The organism is Rhodobacter capsulatus, assembly GCF_052363175.1.
Classification (GTDB): Bacteria; Pseudomonadota; Alphaproteobacteria; order Rhodobacterales; family Rhodobacteraceae; genus Rhodobacter; species Rhodobacter capsulatus_D.
In genome coordinates this window covers 2055436-2080063 of sequence record NZ_CP198946.1, presented here as the reverse complement: position 1 = coordinate 2080063, position 24628 = coordinate 2055436, and the positions used below count along the sequence as shown (strand labels likewise).

Annotated in this window: 21 protein-coding genes; 11 read left to right on the top strand and 10 right to left on the bottom strand. The window is 60.7% G+C overall.

Translation table 11 applies throughout. The features are described from left to right. Window positions 1-39: 39 nt before the first annotated feature. From glgC to ACTTAI_RS11135, 3 genes are read right to left on the bottom strand one after another with little or no spacing between them, the layout of a single operon-like run. Complete coding sequence (gene glgC / locus ACTTAI_RS11145) at window positions 40-1311, bottom strand: glucose-1-phosphate adenylyltransferase (RefSeq protein ID WP_444451608.1); 1272 nt, start codon at window positions 1309-1311, stop codon at window positions 40-42. 19 nt (window positions 1312-1330) lie between these two features. Further along, window positions 1331-3499 (bottom strand): 1,4-alpha-glucan branching protein GlgB, encoded by a 2169-nt coding sequence (glgB, locus tag ACTTAI_RS11140; protein WP_444451606.1) that lies wholly within the window; start codon window positions 3497-3499, stop codon window positions 1331-1333. 9 nt (window positions 3500-3508) lie between these two features. Further along, a complete protein-coding gene (locus ACTTAI_RS11135) occupies window positions 3509-5911 on the bottom strand; it encodes a glycogen/starch/alpha-glucan phosphorylase (protein ID WP_444451605.1) in 2403 nt (800 codons plus the stop codon). Between the two features lie 139 nt (window positions 5912-6050). Here ACTTAI_RS11135 and ACTTAI_RS11130 point away from each other — a divergent pair, with 139 nt between their 5' ends. Beyond that, entirely contained in the window at window positions 6051-7637 is a 1587-nt protein-coding gene (locus tag ACTTAI_RS11130) for an alpha-glucosidase (RefSeq protein WP_444451603.1), read from the top strand. Between the two features lie 93 nt (window positions 7638-7730). Here the strand turns inward: ACTTAI_RS11130 and ACTTAI_RS11125 are convergent, their stop codons facing one another. Beyond that, window positions 7731-8762: a sensor histidine kinase gene (locus tag ACTTAI_RS11125; protein WP_444451601.1), complete on the bottom strand. Its 1032-nt coding sequence runs from the start codon at window positions 8760-8762 to the stop codon at window positions 7731-7733. 323 nt (window positions 8763-9085) lie between these two features. Here ACTTAI_RS11125 and ACTTAI_RS11120 point away from each other — a divergent pair, with 323 nt between their 5' ends. Continuing rightward, window positions 9086-9322, top strand: coding sequence for a hypothetical protein (locus ACTTAI_RS11120; protein WP_444451599.1), 237 nt, complete (start codon window positions 9086-9088; stop codon window positions 9320-9322). On the opposite strand, the gene ACTTAI_RS11115 is transcribed toward ACTTAI_RS11120, so the two are convergent. The 3 genes from ACTTAI_RS11115 to ACTTAI_RS11105 are packed head-to-tail and all read right to left on the bottom strand — an operon-like array spanning window position 9323 to window position 11358. Then, on the bottom strand, window positions 9323-9841 hold the full coding sequence (locus ACTTAI_RS11115; protein WP_444451597.1) for a gamma carbonic anhydrase family protein: 519 nt from the start codon (window positions 9839-9841) through the stop codon (window positions 9323-9325). It abuts the gene before it with no gap. Further along, on the bottom strand, window positions 9838-10473 hold the full coding sequence (gmk, locus tag ACTTAI_RS11110; protein ID WP_444455741.1) for a guanylate kinase: 636 nt from the start codon (window positions 10471-10473) through the stop codon (window positions 9838-9840). The genes ACTTAI_RS11115 and gmk overlap by 4 nt, the downstream gene beginning before the upstream one ends. Before the next feature lie 12 nt (window positions 10474-10485). After that, window positions 10486-11358 carry a YicC/YloC family endoribonuclease gene (locus ACTTAI_RS11105; RefSeq protein ID WP_444451595.1) on the bottom strand — a complete coding sequence of 291 codons (873 nt, stop codon included), beginning with the start codon at window positions 11356-11358 and terminating at the stop codon, window positions 10486-10488. A 248-nt stretch (window positions 11359-11606) separates the two neighbouring features. Here ACTTAI_RS11105 and ACTTAI_RS11100 point away from each other — a divergent pair, with 248 nt between their 5' ends. Further along, window positions 11607-12341 carry a PAS domain-containing protein gene (locus tag ACTTAI_RS11100; RefSeq protein WP_444451593.1) on the top strand — a complete coding sequence of 245 codons (735 nt, stop codon included), beginning with the start codon at window positions 11607-11609 and terminating at the stop codon, window positions 12339-12341. A 99-nt stretch (window positions 12342-12440) separates the two neighbouring features. On the opposite strand, the gene ACTTAI_RS11095 is transcribed toward ACTTAI_RS11100, so the two are convergent. Beyond that, window positions 12441-13814: a class II 3-deoxy-7-phosphoheptulonate synthase gene (locus tag ACTTAI_RS11095; protein ID WP_444451591.1), complete on the bottom strand. Its 1374-nt coding sequence runs from the start codon at window positions 13812-13814 to the stop codon at window positions 12441-12443. A gap of 182 nt (window positions 13815-13996) precedes the next feature. Between ACTTAI_RS11095 and ACTTAI_RS11090 the strand changes: the two genes are divergently transcribed. The 8 genes from ACTTAI_RS11090 to guaA all read left to right on the top strand — a co-directional run bounded on the left by ACTTAI_RS11090 (window position 13997) and on the right by guaA (window position 22694). Next, window positions 13997-15094, top strand: a complete 1098-nt coding sequence (locus ACTTAI_RS11090) for a GlxA family transcriptional regulator (protein ID WP_444451589.1) — start codon at window positions 13997-13999, stop codon at window positions 15092-15094. Window positions 15095-15220: 126 nt separating this feature from the next. After that, the gene (locus tag ACTTAI_RS11085) at window positions 15221-16405 is read left to right on the top strand and encodes an ABC transporter substrate-binding protein (protein WP_444451587.1); all 1185 of its coding nucleotides are present in this window, start codon (window positions 15221-15223) and stop codon (window positions 16403-16405) included. Between the two features lie 108 nt (window positions 16406-16513). Beyond that, window positions 16514-17302 (top strand): ABC transporter ATP-binding protein, encoded by a 789-nt coding sequence (locus ACTTAI_RS11080; RefSeq protein WP_444451584.1) that lies wholly within the window; start codon window positions 16514-16516, stop codon window positions 17300-17302. Beyond that, window positions 17299-18003 carry an ABC transporter ATP-binding protein gene (locus ACTTAI_RS11075; RefSeq protein WP_444451582.1) on the top strand — a complete coding sequence of 235 codons (705 nt, stop codon included), beginning with the start codon at window positions 17299-17301 and terminating at the stop codon, window positions 18001-18003. Before ACTTAI_RS11080 ends, ACTTAI_RS11075 begins: the two co-directional genes overlap by 4 nt. 1 nt (window position 18004) lies before the next feature. Next, window positions 18005-18385: a hypothetical protein gene (locus tag ACTTAI_RS11070; RefSeq protein ID WP_444451580.1), complete on the top strand. Its 381-nt coding sequence runs from the start codon at window positions 18005-18007 to the stop codon at window positions 18383-18385. Beyond that, window positions 18385-19392 (top strand): branched-chain amino acid ABC transporter permease, encoded by a 1008-nt coding sequence (locus tag ACTTAI_RS11065; RefSeq protein ID WP_444451578.1) that lies wholly within the window; start codon window positions 18385-18387, stop codon window positions 19390-19392. Before ACTTAI_RS11070 ends, ACTTAI_RS11065 begins: the two co-directional genes overlap by 1 nt. Then, window positions 19389-20738, top strand: coding sequence for a branched-chain amino acid ABC transporter permease (locus ACTTAI_RS11060; protein ID WP_444451576.1), 1350 nt, complete (start codon window positions 19389-19391; stop codon window positions 20736-20738). Before ACTTAI_RS11065 ends, ACTTAI_RS11060 begins: the two co-directional genes overlap by 4 nt. Before the next feature lie 399 nt (window positions 20739-21137). Continuing rightward, window positions 21138-22694, top strand: coding sequence for a glutamine-hydrolyzing GMP synthase (gene guaA, locus ACTTAI_RS11055; protein WP_444451574.1), 1557 nt, complete (start codon window positions 21138-21140; stop codon window positions 22692-22694). A gap of 105 nt (window positions 22695-22799) precedes the next feature. Here guaA and aroB read toward each other — a convergent pair whose 3' ends face one another. Together aroB and ACTTAI_RS11045 are read right to left on the bottom strand one after the other, a co-directional pair. Then, window positions 22800-23906, bottom strand: coding sequence for a 3-dehydroquinate synthase (gene aroB, locus ACTTAI_RS11050; protein WP_444451572.1), 1107 nt, complete (start codon window positions 23904-23906; stop codon window positions 22800-22802). Continuing rightward, window positions 23907-24470, bottom strand: a complete 564-nt coding sequence (locus ACTTAI_RS11045; RefSeq protein WP_444451570.1) for a shikimate kinase — start codon at window positions 24468-24470, stop codon at window positions 23907-23909. Window positions 24471-24628: the final 158 nt, after the last annotated feature.

The following is a 24628-nucleotide window of genomic DNA, read 5'->3' as shown; positions in this document are numbered from 1 at the left end:
GCCCATCAATTTCCGGCGCGGACCTGCGTCCGGGCCACTTCACTCCAATATAGCAGCGCGGGCGTCAATCATGCTTTGCGTGATCAGCACGATTCCTCCCTCGGTGCGGCGGAACCACTTTGCATCTTCCTCCGGATCCTCACCGACAACGAGGCCAGGCGGAACCTTCACGCCGCGATCGATGACGCAATTCGTCAGCTGCGCCCGTTCCCCAATATCAGCATAGGGCAAGGCAACGACATGCTGGAGCATCGACCAACTGTGTGCGCGACATCCTGTGAAAAGAAGCGAATTCCGAACCTCGGACCCGGAAACGATGCAGTCCCCCGAAACCAGCGAAGAGACAGCACTGCCGCGGCGCCCATCCTCATCATGAATGAACTTCGCGGGCGGTACGATCTCGGCATAGGTCCAGATCGGCCAAGCGTTGTCATAAAGATCGAGCTTCGGCGTGAATTCGGTCAGATCGATATTGGCTTGCCAGAAGGCATCGATGGTCCCTACGTCGCGCCAATAGGGTTCGTGCTCCAAACCCGAGGTGACACAACTCTCCGAGAACCGATGCGCCATGGCCTTGCCGTATTTCACGATTTGCGGGATCAGGTCATGACCGAAATCGTGACTTGAGTGCGGATCCTCGGCGTCGCGGATCAGTAGTTCGCGTAGGAACACCCAATCAAACACGTAAATCCCCATCGAGACGAGTGAGTGGGTCGGATCCTCCGGAAGGCTGGGTGGATTGGCAGGTTTCTCGATGAAGTCGGTGATGCGGCCAGTCTTGTCGACCGCCATACAACCGAATGCCGAAGCTTCGGAGCGGGGAACGGTGAGACAGCCAATCGTCACGTCGGCTTTGCTCAGCACATGCTGCAGCAACATAACCTCATAGTCCATCTTATAGATGTGATCGCCGGCCAAAATAATCACATATTTGACGTTATAATCCTCGATAATGTCGATGTTCTGCGCGACCGCGTCGGCCGTGCCGAGATACCATTTGCTTTCGTCGATGCGCTGACTTGCCGGAAGAATGTCAAGATATTCATTGCGTTCTGCCCGGAAGAAGTTCCAGCCGCGCTGCATGTGACGAATGAGGCTGTGCGCCTTGTATTGTGTCGCGATCGCCATTTTCCGAATGCCCGAGTTCAACGCATTCGACAGGGCAAAGTCGATGATCCGGGTCTTGCCGCCAAAGTAGACCGCAGGTTTCGCACGCCGATCGGTCAGCTCTTTCAGGCGGCTCCCCCGACCACCCGCCAGAACGAAAGCCATGGCTTGTGACGAAAGCCTCTGGTTCGGTTGCGGTTTCATTCTCTTCCTCCCTTACGCCTCAAGCAGGCGTGAACATCACCACGGAGAGTGGCGGCAGATAAACTTCAGCACTGAACGGACGGCGGGCTGTTGCAATCTCCTCAGCTTCGATCGCTCCGAGATTGCCCCAGTTTGCGCCCCCGTAATAACCGCTGTCTGAATTGAATATCTCACACCAGGTTCCCGCCTGTGACAGACCAATGCGATAGGTGCGATCAATCGGGGTCAGGTTCGCTGCTACGATCACAGGATCTGCACCGGGCGCTCTGCGTTCGAAGACATAAACCGAATTCTCGGCGTCATCTGCCTCGATCCATTCGAAACCCGAGGGGTCGCAGTCCCCCCAATGCAGCGCCGGAGTTTCGCGGTAAAGCTTGTTCAAATCCCGCACGAGCGCCTGCATGCCTCGATGCAACGGATCTCCAAGCAATTGCCATTCGAGCTCTCCTTGATACGCCCACTCCCGCCCTTGGGCGAATTCCTGTCCCATGAACAGAAGCTTCTTGCCAGGATGCGCCCATTGGAACGCGTAAAACGCGCGTAAGTTTGCGAACTTTTGCAAGCCGTCTCCGGGCATCTTTGCAAGCATCGAGCCTTTGCCGTGTACGACTTCATCATGACTGATCGGCAAGATGAAGTTTTCACTGTAAGTATATGAACTCGCGAAAGTAAGTTCATTGTGATGCCAGCGCCTGTGGATTGGATCACGCGCAAAGTAGCGCAGACTGTCGTTCATCCAGCCCATGTTCCATTTGAAGCCGAAACCCAACCCTCCCATGTGAACCGGTCGCGTCACACCGGGAAACGCTGTGCTTTCCTCGGCAACGGTCATGATCCCAGGAGCTCCGCCATAAGCCTCGGCATTGACAGATTTCAGAAAATCGATCGCTTCGAGGTTTTCTCGGCCACCGTGAATATTGGGAACCCACTCGCCGTCACGGCGGGAGTAATCACGATACAGCATGGAAGCCACGGCATCCACGCGAAGTCCATCAAGATGGTATTCCTCAAGCCAGAAGAGCGCATTGGCAAGAAGGAAATTCTTCACTTCGCGCCGACCGTAATTGTAGATCAGGGTGTTCCAATCCTGATGGAAACCCTCTCTCGGGTCAGCGTGCTCATAAAGTGCTGTTCCATCAAAGCGCCGCAGCCCATGTTCATCTGACGGGAAATGTCCCGGCACCCAGTCAAGGATCACACCGACACCACGACGATGGGCGGCGTCGACGAAAGCTGCAAATTCCTCTGGTCGTCCGTGACGGATCGTCGGTGCATAGAGCCCGACAGGCTGATACCCCCAAGATCCGTCGAACGGAAATTCAGTTATTGGCAAGAGTTCGATATGCGTGAACCCCATATCGACGACATAATCGATCAACTGGCCCGCAAGCTCGTAATAGCTGAGAGGACGTTCGCCCTGATCCCAAACCCGTCGCCACGAACCAAGATGCACCTCATAAATCGAGATCGGTGCGTGGATGTCGTGAATCTTTTGCCGCCCGCTGACCCATGTTGCGTCGCCCCATAGATGCAAACCAAGCTCGCGAATTTGGGAAGCGGTCTGCGGGGGGTGTTCGGCGCCAAATCCGACCGGATCCGCTTTGAGAGGTTGAACAATTCCATCAGCAGAGAGGATTTCGTATTTGTAGACCTCGCCCGACATCAGTCCCGGGATGAAGATTTCCCAAACTCCGGTCGCGCCGCGCCGCCGCATCTGATGCCGACGCCCGTCCCAGATGTTGAAGTTGCCGACAACGGAAACCCGCCGTGCGGAAGGTGCCCAGACTGCGAAATGAACGCCGCGGACGCCCTCATGCCAAATCACATGCGCGCCGAGAACCTGCCAAAGTTGGCGGTGTGTTCCCTCGCCGATCAGGTATTCGTCGATCTCTCCAAGCACCGGTCCGAAGGCGTAAGCATCTTCGAAATCCCAAGTGGAATGGGCATTTTTTGCACGCAAGCGGTATTTACCGCTATCCCATTTTCCCTCGAATAGTCCGTTTGTTACCTGGCGGAGTTCAACTTCTGCCCCGGTGTCTGAGGCAAATGCCCAAACTTGTTCAGCCCCCGGAACCAGAGCAACGATACGACCACCACCCTCGGTCTGGTGCCACCCCAGAAGAGAAAAAGGATCGTCATGCCGGCCCTCGGCCAGCGCCAGCGCCTCGGCAGACAAGATCATCGACATTCCTTCACCTCACAGGGCGGATTCGGTCCCCCAGATATCCGTCATGTAACCACGAATGGCGCGATCGGAGGAGAAAAACCCCATCCGCGCCGTGTTCAAAATCGCCATTTTCCACCAGCGTTCAGCCTCGGAGAAGGTCTGATCAACCTCTATTTGTGCATCGCGATAGGCTTCAAAATCAGACGCCACCAGGAAATAATCACTATGCCACATGTTGTGAACGAGCCCATGATAGCGGCTCGGATCATCGGGTGAGAACCGCCCCTCTGCGATCATTTGCAGCACATCCTGTAGCGGCTGGCTTTTCAGAATGGCGTGACGTGCATGCTCCGGATCCTTGCGACGTTCCATCACCTCTTCTGCAGTCAAGCCAAACAAGAAGAAATTCTCCGCACCGACTTCCTTGCGGATTTCCACATTGGCACCATCGAGTGTTCCAATCGTCAATGCGCCGTTCAGGGCGAACTTCATGTTCCCCGTGCCCGATGCTTCCTTGCCTGCGGTCGAAATCTGTTCGGACAGATCAGCCGCCGGGATCAGACGCTCAGCCATCGAAACGTTGTAGTTCGGCGGGTAGATGATCTTGAGCCGATCCCCGACATACGGATCGTTGTTCACCACCCGCGCCACGTCATTGATGAGCCTGATAATCTCTTTCGCCGCCTGATAGCCGGGCGCCGCCTTGCCCCCGAATATCTTCACCCGGGGAACCACATTGGCTGTCGGATTCGAGCGGATCGCGTGCCATTCCGCGATTGTTTGCAGAATGTTCAAAAGTTGGCGTTTGTATTCATGGATACGCTTGACCTGAATGTCGAAGAGCGCATCAGGGCTGACCGTCACTCCCTGAGACTCCGAAATCCACTTCGCCAAAGCAACCTTGTTCTCTCGCTTCGCTTTTGCAAATTCGTCGCGGAACGCATTGTCCTCGCTCAATTTTTCTAGTTCTCGAAGCCTGTCAAGATCGGCTTCCCAGCCATGTCCAATAGCTTCGGAGATCAACCGCGAAAGCGCTGGATTGGCCATCCGCAGCCAGCGTCGCGGTGTGACTCCGTTGGTCTGGTTGATGATCCGCCCAGGATGCAGCTTGTCGAGTTCGGGGAACAGGTTCTTCTTCACCAGCTCGGTATGCAGCGCAGACACCCCGTTCACCTTGTGCGAGGTGATGAAAGCAAGCTCGCCCATCCGCACTTCATGGTGCTTCACGATTCCCACATAATGCGGCCGAGACGGGTTCATCCGCAGGTGCCAAGCGTCGATCGCCTCGATGATCTGCATGTGTCGTGGCAGAACCGACCCCATGAGATAAGTCGCCCAGCGTTCGAGCGCCTCCGGCAGCAGAGTATGGTTGGTATAGCCTAGGCACTTGATGCCAATTTCAAGCGCCTCGTCGAAGCTCATTCCGTGCACGTCGCTGAGAAGCCGGATCAACTCCGGTCCTGCGATCGCCGGATGGGTGTCGTTCATCTGAATCGCGATATGATCGGGGAGATCTGTCAGAGAAAGACCCGCTGTCAGATGACGGCGCAGGATGTCCTGAAGCGCCGCCGAGGTCAGGAAATATTCCTGTTTCAGTCGGAGTTCCTTGCCTTGGAATGTCGTATCATCGGGATAAAGCACCCGGCTGAGCGTGCGCGCCAGCGCCTCTGGCTCGGCCGCAGCCGCGAAATCACCGTGATTGAAGCGAGCAAGATCAAACAATGTTGTCGGTTTCGCGGCCCAAAGCCGCAAGGTGTTTGCCCAACGCCCGTGCCAGCCAATAACCGGCATGTCATAGGCTTCTGCAATCACCGTTTCCGCCGGAACCCAGATAGATTTACCATTTGTGATCTCGACCGTGCCTTTGAAACCGATCTCATAACACACTTCCGGGCGTTCGAATTCCCAAGGATGGCGCTGCTTGAGCCAGTCTTCCGGGGTCTCGACCTGGCGTCCACCTTCGAACCACTGACGGAAAAGCCCGTGTTCGTAACGAATGCCATACCCATAACCAGCACACCCCAGCGTGGCCATGCTCTCCATGTAGCATGCCGCCAAGCGGCCAAGACCGCCATTGCCGAGCGCCGCATCGGGCTCGTCTTCGACAACTCGATGCCATTCCTGGCCCAATCCCTCGATCGCCTCTCGCGCAATCGCGCGCATGCCGAGGTTGATCGCGGCATCCTCAAGCATCCGCCCGATCAGGAACTCCATCGAAAGATAGTAGACCCGTTTGCGCCCCTGTTCGTAGGTTTGCCGAGTTGCGTCGAACCAAGGCTCGACAATGTGATCACGCAGCGCAAGGCTGAGAGCCATGCGCCAGTCGTAAAGCGAGGCATGGCCAGCATCCTTGCCCATGGAATAGGTCAGATGCCGCAGGATTTCCGTACGGAAAGCCTCGACGCTGGGCGCGCTTACGTCTCTCACTGTCAAACCCTTCTTCGTTCTCCCACCCCCTTGATGGGATGCCGTCCCGCCGCCGTCAAGCCGAACCCGCCCCTTTGCGCGCTATGTCATTGCCGCGGCATGGAATGAGCCTATGCTTGCTTCATATATTGGCACGGAGATGACGATGGGCAGAGATTGGTGGCGCGGTGCGGTGATCTACCAGATTTATCCGCGCAGCTTTCAGGATTCGAATGCTGACGGGATCGGAGACCTGAAAGGCATCACCGAAAGGTTGCCCCATGTAGCAAGCCTCGGTGTCGATTCGATCTGGTTGAGCCCGATTTTCAGCTCTCCGATGGATGATATGGGGTATGACGTTTCGGATTATCGCGACATTGATCCGGTATTTGGGACACTTGAGGACTTTGATGCTCTTGTGGCGCGTGCCCATGAGCTTGGGCTCAAGGTGATCATAGATCAGGTGTTAAGCCATTCATCGGACCGCCATCCATGGTTTGTCGATTCGAAAAAGCGTGGCTCTAAGGCCGATTGGTATGTCTGGGCCGATCCCAAACCCGATGGGGCGCCGCCAAACAACTGGCAATCGGTCTTTGGTGGCTCGTCTTGGGAATGGGCTCCAGAGCGCGGTCAGTATTATTTGCACAACTTCCTGATTTCGCAACCAGACCTGAACCTGCGCAACCCCGAGGTTCAGGACGAGATGCTCGACGTCTTGCGTTTCTGGCTTGATCGTGGTGTCGACGGTTTCCGGCTCGATACGGTGAACTACTACATCCATGATGCAGAGTTCCGCGACAACCCGCCGATGCCGCCTGATCCGGAACGCTGGCCGCCGCTTTCGACCTATGACATGCAAGATCATGCCTATGACAAGAACAGGCCGGAAAACCTTGATTTCATAGCGCGAATGCGCACTCTTCTCGATGAGTACGAGAACCGCTGCATGGTTGGTGAGGTTGGTGAAGTGCCGCACCGCGCATTGCGCTTGATGGCGGATTACACCTCAGGTGATGCTCACCTGCACATGGCCTACAGCTTCGACATGCTTGGCCCCAAATTCACTCCAGCACATTTCCGGAAGGTTCTTGAAGGTTTCTTTAAGAGCGCTCCGGATGGGTGGCCGTCCTGGTCCTTCTCCAATCATGATGTGAATCGCCATGTCACGCGTTGGGCAAGCCACGGGGCGCAAGATGCGATTGCGAAGCTCGCCATTTCCATGCTCGCCTCCTTCCAAGGCACGATTGGTCTCTACCAGGCAGAGGAGCTGGGGCAGACAGAAACCGATCTTGTCTACGAGGAACTCACCGATCCGCCCGGACTTCGCTTCTGGCCCGAAAACAAAGGGCGCGATGGTTGCCGGACACCGATGGTCTGGGATGGGGCGATGAATGGTGGTTTCAGTGCGGTCAAGCCTTGGTTGCCGGTGAAAGCCCCGCAGCTTGCGCGCAATGTTGCGGCCCAGGAAGTTGATCCCGCTTCTGTCCTGCATCACTATCGCGCAATGCTCGCCTTCCGAGGTGCGTCTTCGGCCCTGAAGGAGGGGCATACGCGTTTTCTTGATCTGCCCGATCCGGTGCTCGGATTCACGCGAGAAGCCGCTTCGGAACGGCTTACCTGCCTCTTCAATCTTGGAGCCGAGCCTGTGACCCTGACGGGGATTATCGGCACGCCAACGGGGCCAGCGATGGCGGCAACGGTCGAGGATGGCGTGGTGAATCTGGGCCCCAATGGTTTTGTGTGGCTCTGCTGACGAGATCGGTGAAGATAAGGAACAATCCTTATCTTCTTAATCTTGCTGCAAATATTCCGGGGCCAAAGGTAGAGCCCCGGAACTCTTGATGTATTACGACACCGGAAGCAGGATCAGGAACCTACTGCCTTGACCTTTTTCACTTTCGATCTTCATCCGGCCGCGATGGCGCAACACGATGTGCTTGACGATCGCAAGACCAAGCCCGGTGCCGCCTTGTTCCCTCGAACGATGCGTGTCAATTCGATAAAAACGCTCGGTCAGCCTTGGGAGATGGATGGGATCAATGCCTTCACCCCGATCGGCAACTACAACCCGTAGCGCGGCCCCCCTCAAGACCGGCTCATAATCGATCTTATCGACCGAAATCCGCACCTCGCCACCGCTGCCACCATATTTGATCGCATTCTCGATCAAGTTCGTGAAGACTTGGGTCAACTGATCCGGATCGGCTGGTATCTTGAGACCTTCGGTCAAGCCTTCGCGGATCAGCCGAACTTGCCGCGCTTCTGCCAAAGGCGCCAAGGCCTGCATGGCGCCGCGCAGCACTGCCCCCAAGTCGATGCCCGTGGTCGGTCGGCGACGTTCCTCCGCTTCAACACGGCTGAGCGACAGCAGATCACCCACCAACCTGTTCATCCGTCCGGCTTCGCGCTCCATGATTGCCAGAAAGCGGTCTCGCGCCACCGGATCGTCTTTCGCCGCCCCGCGCAAAGTTTCGACGAAGCCCATCAAGGCCGTCAGCGGCGTGCGCAATTCGTGACTGACATTCGCAACGAAGTCCCGGCGCATGGCTTCGGCATTCTCGACGGCGGTCAGATCTTCGAAAGTCAACACCAAAGTCCCCTCTGCCAATGCAGCGACCGTCGCCAGAACTTGCGTTTCTTGACCCGGGCCTCCAAGCCGCAAACGGACCTGTTGTCGCCCCTGACCTGTCAGCACTGCTTCCACGGCCTCGACCAGCCCAGGCTGGCGCAGCACCGTGACCAGCGTGCGTCCGGCCAGTCCCCGCCCCAGCAGAGCCTCGGCCCCGGGGTTGGCATGAATTACACGCTGTGCGGGAGACACGAGCAAGAGCGGAAACGGTAGCGACTCGGCCAATGAGATTGTTGACGAATCCGCCATTTTTCGGTCACCTTAAGGCTTCGAATACTTGACCCGAAGAAGCTTCGGGGAAACGATACCCAAGTTCAAGGCCGCATGCAAAAGCGAAGGGGGCTAGCTTTTGCGAAATTCGCGGGATCAATTGTCATAAGCGATGGACTTCCATCGTAAAAATGGATGGAGCAATGCCCCCGCCTATCGATGCTCCCAAAGGCACAAAACGTCTTGACGCAGCAGGGCTTTCCCTGACAGGTCGTCGTATTCTCGTGGTCGATCCGTCGCAATCCTTACCGCGCGCCCTGCGTGGCGTGCAGGGCGCAAACATTACGATCGCGCGTTTGGCGATGATCGATGCCGAAATGCTTGCCCGCGTCATGCCCGATGTCGTTCTGTCACCGCTGTTCAGCCCGGGCCATGATATCCTCGACCTTGCCCGTCTTCTGGACCGGCTTGGATATCAGGGCCCGCTGCGGGCCTATTCCCCGCCGCTGCCCAATACCGCGATTGTCTGCGCAGAGGTGCGTCAGATCTGGGGGCCGCGGGACTTCGACATTCTTGAGGTGCCGCCCGCCTGGAACTGATCAGAGCGGCCGAAGGCCCTTGGCAAACCGCGCCGCATTGGCGCGGTAATGCTCTGCCGATTTCAGAAGCCGGGCTTGCGCTGTCGCATCAAGTTCTCGCACGACCTTGCCGGGTGCCCCCATGACGAGGGAGCCATCTGGGATCTCCTTGCCTTCGGTGATCAGTGCCCCGGCGCCGATCAGACAGCCCCGCCCGATCTTCGCGCCATTCAGCACAGTCGCGCCCATCCCGATCAGCGAGCCCTCGCCGATGGTGCAGCCATGCAGCATCGCCCGATGACCGATCGTGCAATTCGCCCCGATTACCAGCGGAAAGCCCATGTCGGTATGGCAGATCACCGCTTCCTGCACATTCGTGCCCGCGCCGACGCGAATCTCCTCGTTGTCGCCGCGCAGCGTGCAGCCAAACCAGACCGAGGCGAACGCCTCCAGCACCACCTTGCCGATCAGATTGGCGTCCGGGGCCACCCAGGCACCCTGCCCCAGCACCGGCGCCACACCGTCGAGTTCATAGATCATCGCGCTTCGAACTCCTTGTTCAGGCTGCGCACGAATTCGGTCAGCCCCGGCTGACGCTCGGCGCGTGCCCGCTCGGCTTGCAGAATCGTCACCAGCTCCGCTTCGGCCGCCGCCACATCGCGGTTGATCACCACGTAATCATATTCGCCCCAATGGCTGATCTCGTCCCGGCTCTTCGCCATCCGTCCGGCGATCACCTCGTCACTGTCCTGCGCCCGCATCCGCAGCCGACGCTCCAGATCGGCAATCGAGGGCGGCAGGATGAAGATCGACACCACATCCTGCGCGAGGCGCGAGCGACGCACCTGCTGCCCGCCCTGCCAGTCGATGTCGAGAATCACATCCCGGCCCTCGGCCAGCCGCGCCTCGACCGGGGCCGAGGGCGTGCCATAGAAATTGCCGAAAACTTCGGCATGTTCGAGCATGTCCCCCGCCGCGACCATCGCCTCGAACTCGGCGCGGGTGCGGAAATAATACTCGCGCCCGTCTTCCTCGCCCGGCCGCGGGTTGCGTGTCGTAGCCGACACTGAAAACGACAGCGTCGAATCCCAGGCCATCAGCCTGCGCGCGAGCGTCGATTTTCCCGCCCCCGAGGGCGAGGACAGAATGATCAACAGCCCCCGGCGGCGCAGTTCGGGCATGACTTACTCCACGTTCTGAATCTGCTCGCGCATCTGGTCGATGACATGCTTCAGGTCAAGCCCGATCGCGGTCAACGCCGTCGAGCCCGATTTCGAGCACAGCGTATTTGATTCGCGCACGAATTCCTGCGTCAGAAAGTCGAACTTGCGTCCGATCGGGCCAGTTTCTGCCAAAAGCGCCCGGGCTGCCGTCACATGGGCGCGAAGCCGGTCGATCTCCTCGGTCACATCCGCCTTGACCGCAAGCAGCGCAAGTTCCTGCGCAACCCTTTGGGCATCGACACCAGTTTCCAGAACACGCGCCAAAGATGCCTTCAACGTCGCCGCAACTTCGGGCCGTCGCGCCTCGGCAACCTCGGCTGCCCGCTCGGTCAGATCGGCGATTCGGTCGATCTGTGCCACAATTATGCCACCAAGTTGCTCACCTTCCGCCGCACGCATTGCGACGAAGTCAACCAGCAACCGGTCGAGATCCGTTAACAAGGCCCCCCGCAAAGGTGTTTGCTCTGCTTCTTCCGCCCCTCCAAGATCGAGCACTCCGCGCAGCGACAGCAGGTCCGTGGCCCGCGACGGTGCAAGACTGACGCCATGCAAACGGGCGGCTTCCTCGACCTCCCGCAAGGCACTCAGCGCCGCCGCAAGACCGGCCCCGGACAGCCGCAGCCGCTCACCTCCGGAAGTCCGTGCAAGCTTAAGGGAAAGCTGAATATTTCCACGTGAAACCCGGTGCGAAAGCGCCGCGCGTGTCGCCGCTTCCAGCCCCTCAACTTCGGGCAGGCGCAGCCGCAGATCGAACCCCTTGCCATTGACCGAACGGATCTCCCACAGCCAGTCGTGGCCATGGCCTGAACCGGATATGGACGCGAAACCGGTCATCGAAAGCGGGCCCCGAAGCGTGCGGGAAGGTGTGGCGGGCTTAACCATTTAAGACTTTAGTTCCCCCTGTGGCTGAAAAAAGGCGTATTAAGACTTCAGTAAGGATTTCACTCCCGGGGTCAACAGAAAGACCCGGAGGGCCACGGGCCGGGGGTGCAGGGGACAGCAGCGCAAGCTGCAACGGACAGTGGCGGCGCAAGCTGCTTGGGGATGGCGCGGCTGAGGCCGCAAACACGGGAAAAACGACGATGGACCGCGAACTCGACACAGTTGAAAAAGTGGCTCGGCTTGGACAGGCTGGCGTCGGTCGGCGGGTCGTGGCGCAGATGCGCGCCTATTGGGAAGGGCTCCGCGCTGGCCGCGATGTTCCCGCCCGCTCCGACATCGATCCGCGCGGTCTGGAAAATGCACTCGAATATGCCTTCATCCTCGAGCGCGTCGCCCCCGGCATGGGCCGCTTCCGTCTGGCTGGCATGCATCTGAATGATCTGATGGGCATGGAAATCCGCGGCATGCCGCTGACCGCGATGTTCACCCCCGAAGGCCGCAAGCGCGTTGCCGACGCCACCGAAGCCGTCTTCCAGGGCCCGGCCATCGCGGAACTCGTGCTGACCGCCGAAGCCGGGATCGGCAAGCCGCCGATGACCGCCCGCCTGCTGCTCTTGCCGATGAAATCGGACATGGGCGACGTGACCCGAATCCTCGGTTGCCTTGTTGCCGAAGGTCAAGGCATCGGCCGCACGCCGCGCCGCTTCATCGTCGATGCCGCGCATGTGCAACCCGTCACGCCCTGTGCCCACGCCACGGCGCCGATGCCGAAACCCGTCACCCCCGAGGCTTTCGGTCTGGGCAAGCGTCTGCCGACCTTCTCGGTGCCGAAAACTCCGGTCGCAACCACCACTCCGGCGCCGCAAGCCTCGCGCCCGGTTGTGAACGATCTGACACCCGAAGAGCGCCGTGCGATGTTCCGCATCGTGAAGTGAAGCTTGAGCGACCCAAGTCATTTTCCAAACTATTGAATGAAGAAAGGCCCGGGGTGCCCCGGGCCTTATTATTTTAAACCAAGCACTTGCGGGGCGCTCTTAAAGCCCTGCTGCCTTCTTCTTCTGCACGCGCAGGTTCTGCAGTTCCTCGGCGACAAGGAAGGCGAGTTCCAGCGATTGGCTCGCGTTCAGACGCGGGTCGCACGCAGTGTGATACCGGCTCGACAGATCCTCGTCCGAGACCGCGCGCACGCCGCCGGTGCATTCGGTCACATCCTTGCCCGTCATTTCGAAATGCACGCCGCCCGGGATCGTGGCCTCGGCCTTGTGGATCGCAAAGAACTCGCGCACTTCGCGCAGCACCGATTCAAACGGCCGCGTCTTGAAGCCCGAGGCCGACTTGATGGTGTTGCCGTGCATCGGATCACAGGTCCAAAGCACCTGCGCGCCCTCGGCCTGAACGGTGCGGATGAGCCGCGGCAGGTGATCGCCGGTCTTGCCCGCACCAAAGCGTGCGATCAGCGTCAGACGGCCCGGTTCGTTCTCCGGATTGAGCTTCGACATCAGTACCTTGAGGTCTTCCTCGGTGGTCGAGGGACCGCATTTCAGCCCGATCGGATTCTGCACGCCGCGGCAGAATTCGACATGCGCGCCGTCGATCTGACGCGTGCGGTCGCCGATCCACAGCATATGCCCCGAGCCCGCGATCGGCAGGCCGGTGGTGCTGTCGATCCGGCACAGCGCCTCTTCGTATTCCAGCAGCAGCGCTTCGTGGCTGGTGTAGAAATCGACCGTCGCAAGCTCATGCGCGGTTTCCGAGGTCACCCCGGCCGCCGCCATGAACTCCATCGCCTCGGCGATCTGATCGGCCACTTTCCGGTAGCGCGCCGCATCCTCTTCGTCGGTGAAACCGGCGATCCAGCTTTGCACGCGGTGAATGTCGGCATAGCCGCCCGTCGAGAAGGCCCGCAGCAGATTCAGCGAGGCCGCCGCCTGGGTATAGGCCTGCAGCATGCGCTTCGGATCGGGGATCCGCGCCTCCTGCGTCGCCTCGAAGCCGTTCACGATGTCACCGCGGTAGCTCGGGTATTCGACCCCGCCGATCATTTCGGTCGGCGCCGAGCGCGGCTTGGCGAACTGACCGGCCATCCGGCCGACTTTGATCACCGGCACTTTCGCGCCCCAGGTCAGCACGATCGCCATCTGCAGCAGCACCTTGAAAGTGTCGCGCAGATTGTCGGCATGGAATTCGGTGAAGCTCTCGGCGCAGTCGCCGCCCTGCAGCAGGAACGCCTCGCCCTTGGCGGCCTTGGCCAGATCAGCCTTCAGCCGCCGCGCTTCGCCCGCGAAGACCAGCGGCGGCATCTTGCCCAGCTGCGCCTCGACCGCGGCAAGGGCCGCGGCGTCGGGATAATCCGGCATCTGCACCCGCGGCTTCGCGCGCCAGTCCGATTTCATCCATGCCTTGGCCATTTTCCACTCCCTTCGGGGCTTTTCGTCGCTGGGCCTTATAAAGCGGTGCGCCAAATAGAACAAACCCGTTTTTCACACCTGTCCCGCAGACTGGCAGGCAACTTGCCCTGCCCCAAAGGCCCCCTTGCGCTGCGACGCAAAGACTGATTGTGTGCACGAAACGACATGAAAGAAGTCGCAAAATGCGTCTGCCCTCAAACGCTCCCCGCACCCATACCCGTCCGGCCCCTTCGCAGGGGACGGTTCGCCTGACCGCGCCCGAGCGGTCACGGCGTTATGTGTTCCTGCTCCTCGATCGTTTCACCATGATGGCCTTCGCCAGCGCGATCGAACCGCTGAGATTGGCCAATCAGGTCTCGGGGTTGAAACTTTACGACTGGAAACTGGCCTCGGAGGATGGGCAGGATGTCACCTGTTCGAATGGCACGGTGCTGCGTGTCGACATGGGCCTGGATGAGATTTCGCGCGACGACACGGTTCTGGTCTGCGGCGGCATCGATGTGGCCGAGGCGACAACGAAACCGATCCTGAACTGGCTGCGGCGCGAGGCTCGTCGCGGCGCGGCGGTGGGGGGCGTCTGCACCGGAGCCTGGGCTGTGGCCAAGGCTGGTCTGCTCGACGGCAAGCGGGCGACGATCCACTGGGAGAATCAGGACAGCTTCCTCGAGGATTTCGAGGGGGTGAAACTGACGAAATCGGTCTTCGTGATCGATGGAAACCGTCTGACGTCGGCCGGGGGCACCGCCTCGATCGACCTGATGCTGAAGCAGATTGCGCGCGATCATGGCGAGGGGCTGGCCAATACGGTCGCCGATCAGTTGATCTACAACTCGATCCGGACCGATCAGGACACGCAAAGGTTGTCGATCCCGACCCGGATCGGGGTGCGACATCCGAAGCTTGCGCAGGTAATCGGCCGGATGGAAGCGAACATCGAGGAGCCGATCAGCCCGGCAAAGCTGGCCGAGGAAGTGGGCATGTCCACCCGCCAGCTCGAACGGCTGTTCCGCCGCTACCTGAACCGCAGCCCTAAGCGCTACTATATGGAAATTCGCCTGCAAAAGGCGCGTAACCTGTTGATGCAAACGGAAATGAGCGTGATCAACGTCGCCCTCGCCTGCGGTTTCGCGAGCCCATCGCATTTCTCAAAATGCTACCGCGCGCATTATCAGACCACGCCATATCGCGAACGCGGCACCTCGGGCGGCAGCGAGGAAGAGGATGCCGCGATCGAGGCGGTTCTGTCCGAGGACGATCTGGACGACGATCTTTTGGATTGATGCGTCAGAATGTTGCGCAAATGAGGCCCCTTCCGACCGAAACTTGACCAAGTGGCCTATTTTCTTTTCCAGTTTACGGTTCTAACCTGCGCGGCCAGGACAATGTTCCAACATGGGAGTGAACACATGAAGAAGCTTCTCCTGGCAACCGCCTCGCTGGCGCTGACCGCCGGTGGTGCTTTTGCCGACGAAGTGAAACTGGGCATCTCGCTCGGCTTCACCGGTCCGCTTGAATCGATGTCGCCCGCGATGGCGCAGGGTGCCGAGTTGGCGATGAAGGAAGTTTCGGACTCGGGCAAGTTCATGGGCGGCTCGACCGTCGTGGGCGTGCGTGGGGACAGCACCTGCGTCGATTCGGCCGCTGCCACCGCGACCGTTGAAAAACTGATCACTGCCGATGGCGTCAAAGGCATCGTCGGCGGCATGTGCTCGGGCGAAACCACCGCCTCGCTGCAAAACGTCGCCATGCCGAAAGGCGTCGTGATGATCTCGCCCTCGGCGACCTCGCCCGCGCTGTCGACGCTTGAAGACAACGGCCTGTTCTTCCGCACCTCGCCGTCGGACGCGCGTCAGGGCGAAGTCATGACCGACGAGATCATGGAGCACGGCATCAAGTCGGTCGCTCTGACCTACACCAACAACGACTACGGCAAGGGTCTCGCCGACAGCTTCGCCGCGGCTTTCGAAGCCAAGGGCGGCAAGGTCACGATCAACGCGGCGCATGACGACGGCAAGCCGGATTATTCGGCCGAAGTCGCGGCGCTGGCCTCGGCCGGTGGCGAAGCCCTCGTGATCGCGGGCTACGTCGACCAAGGCGGTTCGGGCATCCTGCGCGGCGCGCTTGATACCGGCGCTTTCTCCACCTTCGTCTTCCCCGACGGTATGGTCGGCGGCAAGCTCGAAACCGATTTCGGCAAGGAAATCAACGGCTCGTTCGGCCAGATGCCGTCGTCGGAAGGCGAAGGCAAGGACAAGTTCCTCGCCGCTGCCAAGGCCGCTGGCTTCGATGGGTCGGGCGTTTACTCGGGCGAAGCCTATGACGCGGCTGCGCTGATCATGCTGGCGATGGCTGCTGCCAACTCGACCGATCCGGCCGTCTACAAGACCAAGGTCATGGATGTTGCCAATGCTCCGGGCGAAAAGATCCTTCCCGGCGAGCTTGGCAAGGCGCTTGAGCTGATCGCCGAAGGCAAGGACATCGACTATCAAGGTGCGTCCTCGGTCGAGCTGATCGGTGCGGGCGAATCTGCCGGTACCTTCCGCGAAATCGAGATCAAGAACGACAAGATCGAAACCGTCAAATACCGCTGAGGTTTCGCAAGAGATCGAAGCAGCCCGGAGAAATCCGGGCTGTTTGCTTTGAAAACAAAGCCGAAAACGGCACAGATACCGGCCCTTCGGGGCCACCAAGGGGACTGCATGATCCGGGTCGAGAACCTGCACAAGCACTTTGGCGGCTTTCACGCCGTCGATGGCGCTTCGCTCGAAATCGCCAAGGGGTCGATCACCGGGTTGATCGGTCCGAACGGCGCGGGCAAGTCGACGCTTTTCAACGTCATAGCCGGGGTGCACAAGCCCACCTCCGGGCGTGTGACGATGGCGGGCGAGGACATCACCGGCCTGAAGCCGCATGAGCTGTTTCACAAAGGCCTGCTGCGCACCTTCCAGATCGCGCATGAATTCCCCACGATGACGGTGCGCGAAAACCTGATGATGGTGCCTGCGGGCCAGTCGGGCGAGACGCTCTGGAACGCCTGGTTTGGTCGCGGCCGGATCGCCGAGGAAGAAGCGGCGCTTCTGAAGAAGGCCGATGAAGTCCTTGACTTTCTGACAATTTCCCATCTGAAGGACGAGCGCGCCGGGAACCTTTCGGGCGGGCAGAAGAAGCTTCTGGAGCTTGGCCGCACGATGATGGTCGAGGCGAAGATCGTCTTTCTGGACGAGGTCGGCGCCGGGGTGAACCGCACGCTTCTGAACACCATCGGCGATGCGATCGTGCGGCTGAACAAAGAACGCGGCTACACCTTCTGCGTGATCGAGCACGACATGGATTTCATCGGCCGCCTCTGCGACCCGGTGATCGTCATGGCCGAGGGCAAAGTTCTGGCTCAGGGAAACCCGGCGACCATCATGCAGAACGAAGCGGTGATCGAGGCCTATCTCGGCCGCGGTCTTAAGAACAAGATCAAGGCGGAGACGCAGGCATGAGCTTTCTTGACGCCTCCGAAATGACCGGTGGCTATGGCGCCGCCGACATCCTGCACGGCTGCACGCTGAAGGTCGAAAAAGGACAGATCGCGGTGATCGTCGGCCCGAACGGCGCGGGCAAATCGACCGCGATGAAAGCGGTCTTTGGCATGCTGCGGCTGCGCGGCGGCCATGTGAAACTCGACGGCGAGGACATCACCGGCCTCTCCCCGCAAGAGCGGGTGAAGAAGGGCATGGGCTTTGTGCCGCAGGTGAACAACGTCTTCCCGACGATGTCGGTCGAGGAAAACCTCGAAATGGGCGCCTTCATCCGCACCGACGATTTCCGCGACACGATCGAGCAGGTCTACGAGCTGTTCCCTATCCTGCGCGAAAAGCGCCACCAGAACGCGGGCGAACTCTCGGGCGGGCAGCGCCAGCAGGTCGCCGTCGGTCGCGCGCTGATGACAAAACCCAAATTATTGATGCTCGACGAGCCTACCGCCGGGGTCTCGCCGATCGTCATGGACGAACTATTCGATCGCATCATCGAGGTCGCTCGGACCGGGATTTCCATCCTGATGGTCGAGCAGAACGCCCGTCAGGCGCTCGAGATCGCCGATCAGGGCTATGTGCTTGTGCAGGGTGCGAACAAATATACCGACACCGGGGCGGCGCTGATGGCCGATCCCGAGGTCCGCCGCACCTTCCTTGGGGGTTGAGATGAAGACAGCCCTTCTGGCAGCGCTTCTGCTTGCTTCCCCCGCCTTGGCCGAGGACATCCACCCCGACCGTGCTTTCGTGCTGAACTGTCACTTCACGCAGTCCTGCATCTCGGGCGGTTGCGGCGAGGAAGATTATAACGTGACCCTTGAAGTTCAGGGCGCCACCGCCATCTTCCGCGATCATCAGGTAAAAATGTCCATGACGGGCGGTTTTGATCCGGCCACGGGACAACTGAGCCTCGCCTCGGAACCCTCTGACGGATCTTCGTATTTCTTCTCCGACTTCGGTGCTTCCGGAGCCGTTTTGTCGATCCACACCCAATCCGAGGGGCAAGCCCTCGTGATCGCCTTCGAAGGCCGCTGCGAGGAGGTGCAGTGATGGATATCCTCAACGCTTTCGTGGCGATCCTGAATTACATCGTGGTTCCTGCCACCGCCTATGGCGCGCAACTCGCGCTTGGGGCGCTTGGCGTGACGCTGATCTACGGCATCCTGCGCTTCTCGAATTTCGCCCATGGCGACACGATGGCATTCGGCACCGGGCTGACGATCCTCGTCACTTGGGCGATGCAATCTGTGGGCATTTCCTTCGGTCCACTGCCAACGGCCCTTCTGGCACTGCCGATCGGCATCGCGCTGACCGCCACGCTGGTGCTGGCCACCGACAAGGTGGTCTACAGCTATTATCGGAAGGTTCGCGCCGCACCGATCTACATCACGATGGTCTCCGTTGGCGTGATGTTCGTGATGAACGGCCTCACCCGCGTGCTGATCGGTGTCGACGAGATCAAATTCGCCGATGGCGCCCGCTTCCTGATCTCGGCACCGCAGTTCAAGGCGATGACCGGCCTGACCGAGCCGCTGGCAATCCGCGCGACAACGGCGATCACTGTGATCACAGCCGGTCTCGTCGTCTGGGCGCTGTTCTGGTTCCTCGCCAAGACCCGCACCGGCAAATCGATGCGGGCCTATGCCGACAACGAGGATCTGGCGCTGCTCTCCGGCATCGACCCGAACCGCGTCGTCGCCGTGACCTGGGTGATCGCCGCGGCGCTCGCCACCATCGCGGGCACGCTTTACGGTCTCGACAAGTCGTTCAAGGCCTTCAACTACTTCCAGCTGCTCTTACCGATCTTCGCCGCGGCGATCGTTGGCGGCCTTGGCAACCCGCTCGGCGCCATCGCCGGTGGGTTCGTGATCGCCTTCTCCGAGGTCTCGATCACCTATGCCTGGAAGAAAGTGGCGATGTATCTGATCCCCGGCTACGAGCCCGAGGGTCTGCTGCAGCTCCTCTCCACCGAATACAAATTCGCGGTCAGCTTCGCGATCCTGATCATCGTGCTGCTGTTCAAGCCCACCGGGCTTTTCAAAGGAAAATCGGTATGAGCACGCATCAACCGAAAGCCGCGAAAGGCGGCAAATGGCGCGCCCCTGCGATGTTCGGGGCTCTCGCTCTCCTCTTCATCCTTGAGGGCACTCTCTCGAACACCTTCTTCTCGGGGCACTGGGACAACGCGCTGGGTATCCTGCGCGTCGGGCTGATCTCGGCCATCCTCGCCTTGGGCGTGAACATCCAGTGGGGCTATGCGGGGCTCTTCAACACCGGCGTCGTCGGGTTTCTGGCGCTTGGGGGCCTTGCGCCGGTGCTCGTCTCGATGCCGCCGACGCCGGGCGCCTTTGCTGCGGGTGGCTGGGGCATTCTGATCGCGCTCTGCATCGCGATGGCCACGCTGGTTGCTGCCGTCTTCCTGTGGGGCCGCCTGCCCGCCCGCCTGCGCGGCTGGGCCGTTGCGGCGACGCTGGTGCTCGGCTTCTTCGCCTATCGCGCATTCTTCGACCCGGCGGTCGAGGCGGTTCAGGCGATCAACCCTTCGGCGCAGGGCTATCTGGGCGGCATCGGCCTGCCGGTTCTGCTTTCCTGGCCGATCGGGGCGGCACTTGCCGCCGCCGCCGCCTGGGTCGTGGGGAAAACCGCGCTCGGCCTGCGCTCGGACTATCTCGCGATTGCCACGCTCGGGATCGGGGAAATCATCGTCGCCGTCCTGCGCAACGAGGAATGGCTGGATCGCGGCGTTCTGAACGTGAACGGGATTCCGCGACCTTGGCCCGTGCCTTACGAGACGAACTTGCAACAGGATCCGGGCTTCCTCGCGCGTGCCGCCAGCTTCGGCCTCGACCCGATGACCGGCTCGACGTTGCTGGTGAAGGTGCTCTATTGCCTGCTCTTCATCGCGGTGCTCGGCCTGCTGATCTGGGCTGCACAGCTTGCGCTGAATTCACCCTGGGGCCGGATGATGCGCGCGATCCGTGACAACGAGGTCGCCGCGGCGGCCATGGGCAAGAACGTCACCGGGCGCCACCTGCAGATCTTCATCATCGGTTCCGCCGTGCTCGGCCTTGCGGGCGCGATGCTGATCTCGCTCGACGGTCAGATGACCCCCTCCGCCTACAACCCGCTGCGCTACACCTTCCTGATCTGGGTGATGGTGATCGTTGGCGGCTCGGGCAACAACTGGGGCTCGGTTCTGGGCGGCCTCTTGATCTGGTTCGTCTGGATCAAGGCGGGCGAATGGGGCCCGACGCTGATGGGGATGCTCGCCGACCATCTCGCCGATGGCACGCTGAAATCGCATCTCGTCGACTCGGCCCCGCACATGCGCCTTGTCATCATGGGGGTGATCCTGCTCGCCGTGCTGCGCTTCAGCCCAAGGGGCCTGCTGCCCGAACGGTAAGATGACAAAAGGGGCCCTCAAGGGCCCCTTTTCAATCACAGGCGCAACCAGACCCTTTTTGACAGCTCTTTGAGCGACTTATACAACTGTCGCCGCAAGCCTTGCCCTTGCTGCAGTGCTTGCAACAGCCCGCATAGACTGCCTTCGGCTGTCCGGGGGTCAGGAGTTCAATAGACGTCCTATAGGTACTCGAAGGCCCGGTCTCCGAAGCTTGGTCATCCCCGAACACCGGAGAGCACAGAAAAACGCCAAACAATATAGTGGCTGCAACAGATTTCATGATCATTGTGAGAAAATCCAATTGGCAAGATTAACAAAGATTAACGCGCCGCTTCTTGGCTGTCACTCGGGAAATTCTGCGCTCTTGCTTTCCAGCCCATCCCAACCTATTCCGCATCCATGACCCAGCATCAGCGCCTTCTCATCATCGACTTCGGCTCGCAGGTGACCCAGCTCATCGCCCGGCGCCTGCGCGAGCTTTCCATCTACTGCGAAATCCACCCCTATCAGAAGGTGACCGACGCCTTCCTGGCGGACTTCGCCCCCAAGGCCATCATCTTCTCGGGCGGCCCGGATTCGGTCACCCGGGAGGGTTCCCCCCGCCCGCCGAAATCCGCTTTCACCCTGGGCGTGCCGATCCTCGGCATCTGCTACGGGCAACAGGTGATGATGCAGGAACTGGGCGGTCTGGTGGAAACCGGCCACGGCACCGCCGAATTCGGCCGCGCCTTCGTGACCCCGTCCGAGAACGTCCTGCCGCTTCTGCGCGGCTGGTTCGACGTCGGCCCCGAACAGGTCTGGATGAGCCACGGCGATCACGTCTCGCGCATCGCCCCGGGCTTCGAGGTCTATGGCACCTCGCCCGGCGCCCCTTTCGCGATCACAGCCGATGTCTCGCGCCATTTCTACGCCGTGCAGTTCCACCCCGAGGTGCACCACACCCCGAAAGGCGCGAAGCTTTACGAGAATTTCGTCCGTCTCGCGGGCTTCACCGGCGACTGGACGATGGCCTCCTACAAGGACGACGCCATCGCCAAGATCCGCGCGCAAGTGGGCGACAAGCGGGTGATCTGCGGCCTGTCCGGCGGCGTCGACAGCTCGGTTGCGGCCGTGCTGATCCACGAAGCCATCGGCGATCAGCTGACCTGCGTCTTCGTCGATCACGGGCTGATGCGGCTCAACGAGGCCGACGAAGTCGTGACGATGTTCCGCGACAACTACAACATCCCGCTGATCCACGCCGACGAGGCCGACCTCTTCATCGGCGCTCTCGAGGGCGTGTCGGACCCCGAGGTCAAGCGCAAGACGATCGGCAAGCTCTTCATCGACGTCTTCCAGCGCGAAGCGAACAAGATCGAGGGCGCCGAATTCCTCGCCCAGGGCACACTTTACCCTGACGTGATCGAATCGGTCTCGTTCAGTGGCGGTCCCTCGGTCACGATCAAGTCGCACCACAACGTCGGTGGTCTGCCGGAAAAGATGGGCCTCAAGCTCGTCGAGCCGCTGCGCGAACTCTTCAAGGACGAGGTCCGCGCCCTTGGTCGCGAACTGGGTCTGCCGGAGAAATTCATCGGCCGCCATCCCTTCCCCGGTCCGGGTCTGGCGATCCGCTGCCCCGGCGAAATCACCCGCGAGAAGCTCGACATCCTGCGCAAGGCCGATGCGGTCTATATCGACCAGATCCGCAAGCACGGGCTTTACGACGAGATCTGGCAAGCCTTCGTCGCGATCCTTCCGGTGAAGACCGTGGGCGTGATGGGCGACGGGCGCACCTATGACTACGCCTGCGCGCTGCGTGCGGTGACCTCGGTCGATGGCATGACGGCCGATTACTACCCGTTCAGCCACGACTTCCTTGGCGAAACCGCGACGCGGATCATCAATGAGGTCAAGGGCATCAACCGGGTGACCTATGACATCACTTCGAAACCGCCGGGCACGATCGAATGGGAGTGACCCGTCGGGGTCACAATCGGTCAATCGGCGATACGAAAAGGCCGTCACCACGTTCAAGATGTGGTGACGGCCTTCTATTTTTCCCGGGTGCCGCCTGCGGGCGTCTTACCGCCGCGCCAGCGCTTCAGTCAGCAGATCCTTCAGCACTTCGCGCGGCACCTCCGAGGTCACGAAAGCTTCGCCAATTCCCCGCGCCAGAATGAAGCGCAGCTTGCCGTCGAGCACTTTCTTGTCTTGCCCCATCAATGCGATCAGCCCCTCGGCATCCGGCAATTCCCCAGCAATATCCGACAGTTCCACCTTCATCTGCATGTCACGAAGATGCGCCCGCACGCGCGAGGGCGCCTCTTGCGAACACAGGCCCAGTCGCTGCGAGAGCTCAAACGCCAGCGCGCAGCCAATCGCCACGCCCTCGCCATGCAAGAGCCGGTCCGAATAACCCGTCGCGGCCTCCAGCGCATGGCAGAAAGTGTGGCCCAGATTCAAAAGCGCCCGATCGCCTTCCTCGGTCTCGTCACGCGCGACGATTTCGGCCTTCATCTCGACCGAGCGCTTCACCGCATATTGGCGCAAAGCCTTGTCGCCCGCGGCCATCGCAGGGCCGTTCTTCTCGAGCCAGTCGAAGAAGGCGGCATCACCCAGAAGCCCGTATTTCACCACTTCGCCATAGCCGGCGATAAAATCGCGCGGGGTGAGCGTGTCCAGAAGCCCGATATCAGCCAGCACCAGCGAGGGCTGATGGAAGGCGCCGATCAGGTTCTTGCCCGCGGCGACATTGATCCCGGTCTTGCCGCCGACCGAACTGTCGACCTGCGCCAGCAGCGTCGTCGGGATCTGCACGAAACGCACACCACGCCGCAGCACCGCCGCGGCAAAGCCCACCAGATCGCCGATCACCCCGCCGCCAAAGGCAACGACGATATCCTTGCGCTCGACCTTCTGGGCCAGAAGCCATTCGCAGACCCGCTCGAAATGCGGCCAGCTTTTCGTGCCCTCGCCCGGGGGCAGCGTCATCGAGACCATCTCGACATCGCCCAGACCCGCCCGCAGCGCCTCAAGATGCAACCGGGCCACGGTTTCGTCGGCAACCACCGCCACCTTGGGCTTGCGCAGCAAGGGCGCGATCTCGGCCCCCGCCTGCGCCAGCAGCCCGGCGCCGATCCGCACCTCATAGGCGCGCGCGCCAAGTTCCACCTTCACCACTTCGGTCATTCAATCCTCCGCGAAAACCCCGGGTTCCGCCGTCAAAGCTTCGATCACCTTTTGCGCCATCTGCTCGATCGACAGCCCCGGCTCGGCCTCGACCGCCACCTGCGCCAGCGCATAGACGGGGTAACGCTTCTCGATCAATCCCGCGAGCGTCGCCTTGGGATCGGCGGTGCGCAGAAGCGGCCGCGTCGTCTTGCCCTTCACCCGGTTCCAGAGCAGTTCAAGGTCTGCCTTGAGCCAGACCGAGATGCCCAGCCGGGCGATCATCTCGCGGTTCGCCTCGGCCATGAAGGCGCCACCGCCGGTCGAGACGACGCCGGGCGTACCGGTCAGAAGCCGCTCGATCACTTCCGATTCGCGGGCGCGAAAGAACGGCTCGCCATCGCGTTCGAAAATCTCGGCCACCGAGCGCTGCGCTGCCTTCACGATCTCTTCGTCGCTGTCGTGAAAGGGCACCTTCAAGGCGCGCGCCAAAGCCGTGCCGACCGCGGTCTTGCCCGCGCCCATCATCCCCACCAGCACGATCGTCTTTTGCAGACGCGGGTGAACTCCCTCTTCCCCGGCCACGCTTCCTCCCCGGTCCCGCCTCTGACGGGCGCTTGCGCATTCGTGATCTTTGCGCCCCTCAATGGCGTGAACTTTGCCGAAATGCCATATATAATCTTGCCAGCGCGACGTTTCGGCGGCATCCCCGCAGGAGCGACGCCCGAATGGGGCAGCTCCCG

Bases quoted from the DNA above. Each gene is read 5' to 3' on its own strand.
- ACTTAI_RS11085 (WP_444451587.1), top strand. From the start codon at position 15,221: ATGAAGAAGCTTCTCCTGGCAACCGCCTCGCTGGCGCTGACCGCCGGT.
- ACTTAI_RS11090 (WP_444451589.1), top strand. From the start codon at position 13,997: ATGCGTCTGCCCTCAAACGCTCCCCGCACCCATACCCGTCCGGCCCCT.
- ACTTAI_RS11115 (WP_444451597.1), bottom strand. From the start codon at position 9,841: ATGATCTATGAACTCGACGGTGTGGCGCCGGTGCTGGGGCAGGGTGCC.
- guaA (WP_444451574.1), top strand. From the start codon at position 21,138: ATGACCCAGCATCAGCGCCTTCTCATCATCGACTTCGGCTCGCAGGTG.
- glgC (WP_444451608.1), bottom strand. From the start codon at position 1,311: ATGAAACCGCAACCGAACCAGAGGCTTTCGTCACAAGCCATGGCTTTC.
- ACTTAI_RS11105 (WP_444451595.1), bottom strand. From the start codon at position 11,358: ATGACCGGTTTCGCGTCCATATCCGGTTCAGGCCATGGCCACGACTGG.
- glgB (WP_444451606.1), bottom strand. From the start codon at position 3,499: ATGTCGATGATCTTGTCTGCCGAGGCGCTGGCGCTGGCCGAGGGCCGG.
- ACTTAI_RS11070 (WP_444451580.1), top strand. From the start codon at position 18,005: ATGAAGACAGCCCTTCTGGCAGCGCTTCTGCTTGCTTCCCCCGCCTTG.
- ACTTAI_RS11065 (WP_444451578.1), top strand. From the start codon at position 18,385: ATGGATATCCTCAACGCTTTCGTGGCGATCCTGAATTACATCGTGGTT.
- ACTTAI_RS11130 (WP_444451603.1), top strand. From the start codon at position 6,051: ATGGGCAGAGATTGGTGGCGCGGTGCGGTGATCTACCAGATTTATCCG.
- ACTTAI_RS11075 (WP_444451582.1), top strand. From the start codon at position 17,299: ATGAGCTTTCTTGACGCCTCCGAAATGACCGGTGGCTATGGCGCCGCC.
- ACTTAI_RS11080 (WP_444451584.1), top strand. From the start codon at position 16,514: ATGATCCGGGTCGAGAACCTGCACAAGCACTTTGGCGGCTTTCACGCC.
- ACTTAI_RS11060 (WP_444451576.1), top strand. From the start codon at position 19,389: ATGAGCACGCATCAACCGAAAGCCGCGAAAGGCGGCAAATGGCGCGCC.
- ACTTAI_RS11100 (WP_444451593.1), top strand. From the start codon at position 11,607: ATGGACCGCGAACTCGACACAGTTGAAAAAGTGGCTCGGCTTGGACAG.
- ACTTAI_RS11095 (WP_444451591.1), bottom strand. From the start codon at position 13,814: ATGGCCAAGGCATGGATGAAATCGGACTGGCGCGCGAAGCCGCGGGTG.
- ACTTAI_RS11125 (WP_444451601.1), bottom strand. From the start codon at position 8,762: ATGGCGGATTCGTCAACAATCTCATTGGCCGAGTCGCTACCGTTTCCG.
- ACTTAI_RS11120 (WP_444451599.1), top strand. From the start codon at position 9,086: ATGATCGATGCCGAAATGCTTGCCCGCGTCATGCCCGATGTCGTTCTG.
- aroB (WP_444451572.1), bottom strand. From the start codon at position 23,906: ATGACCGAAGTGGTGAAGGTGGAACTTGGCGCGCGCGCCTATGAGGTG.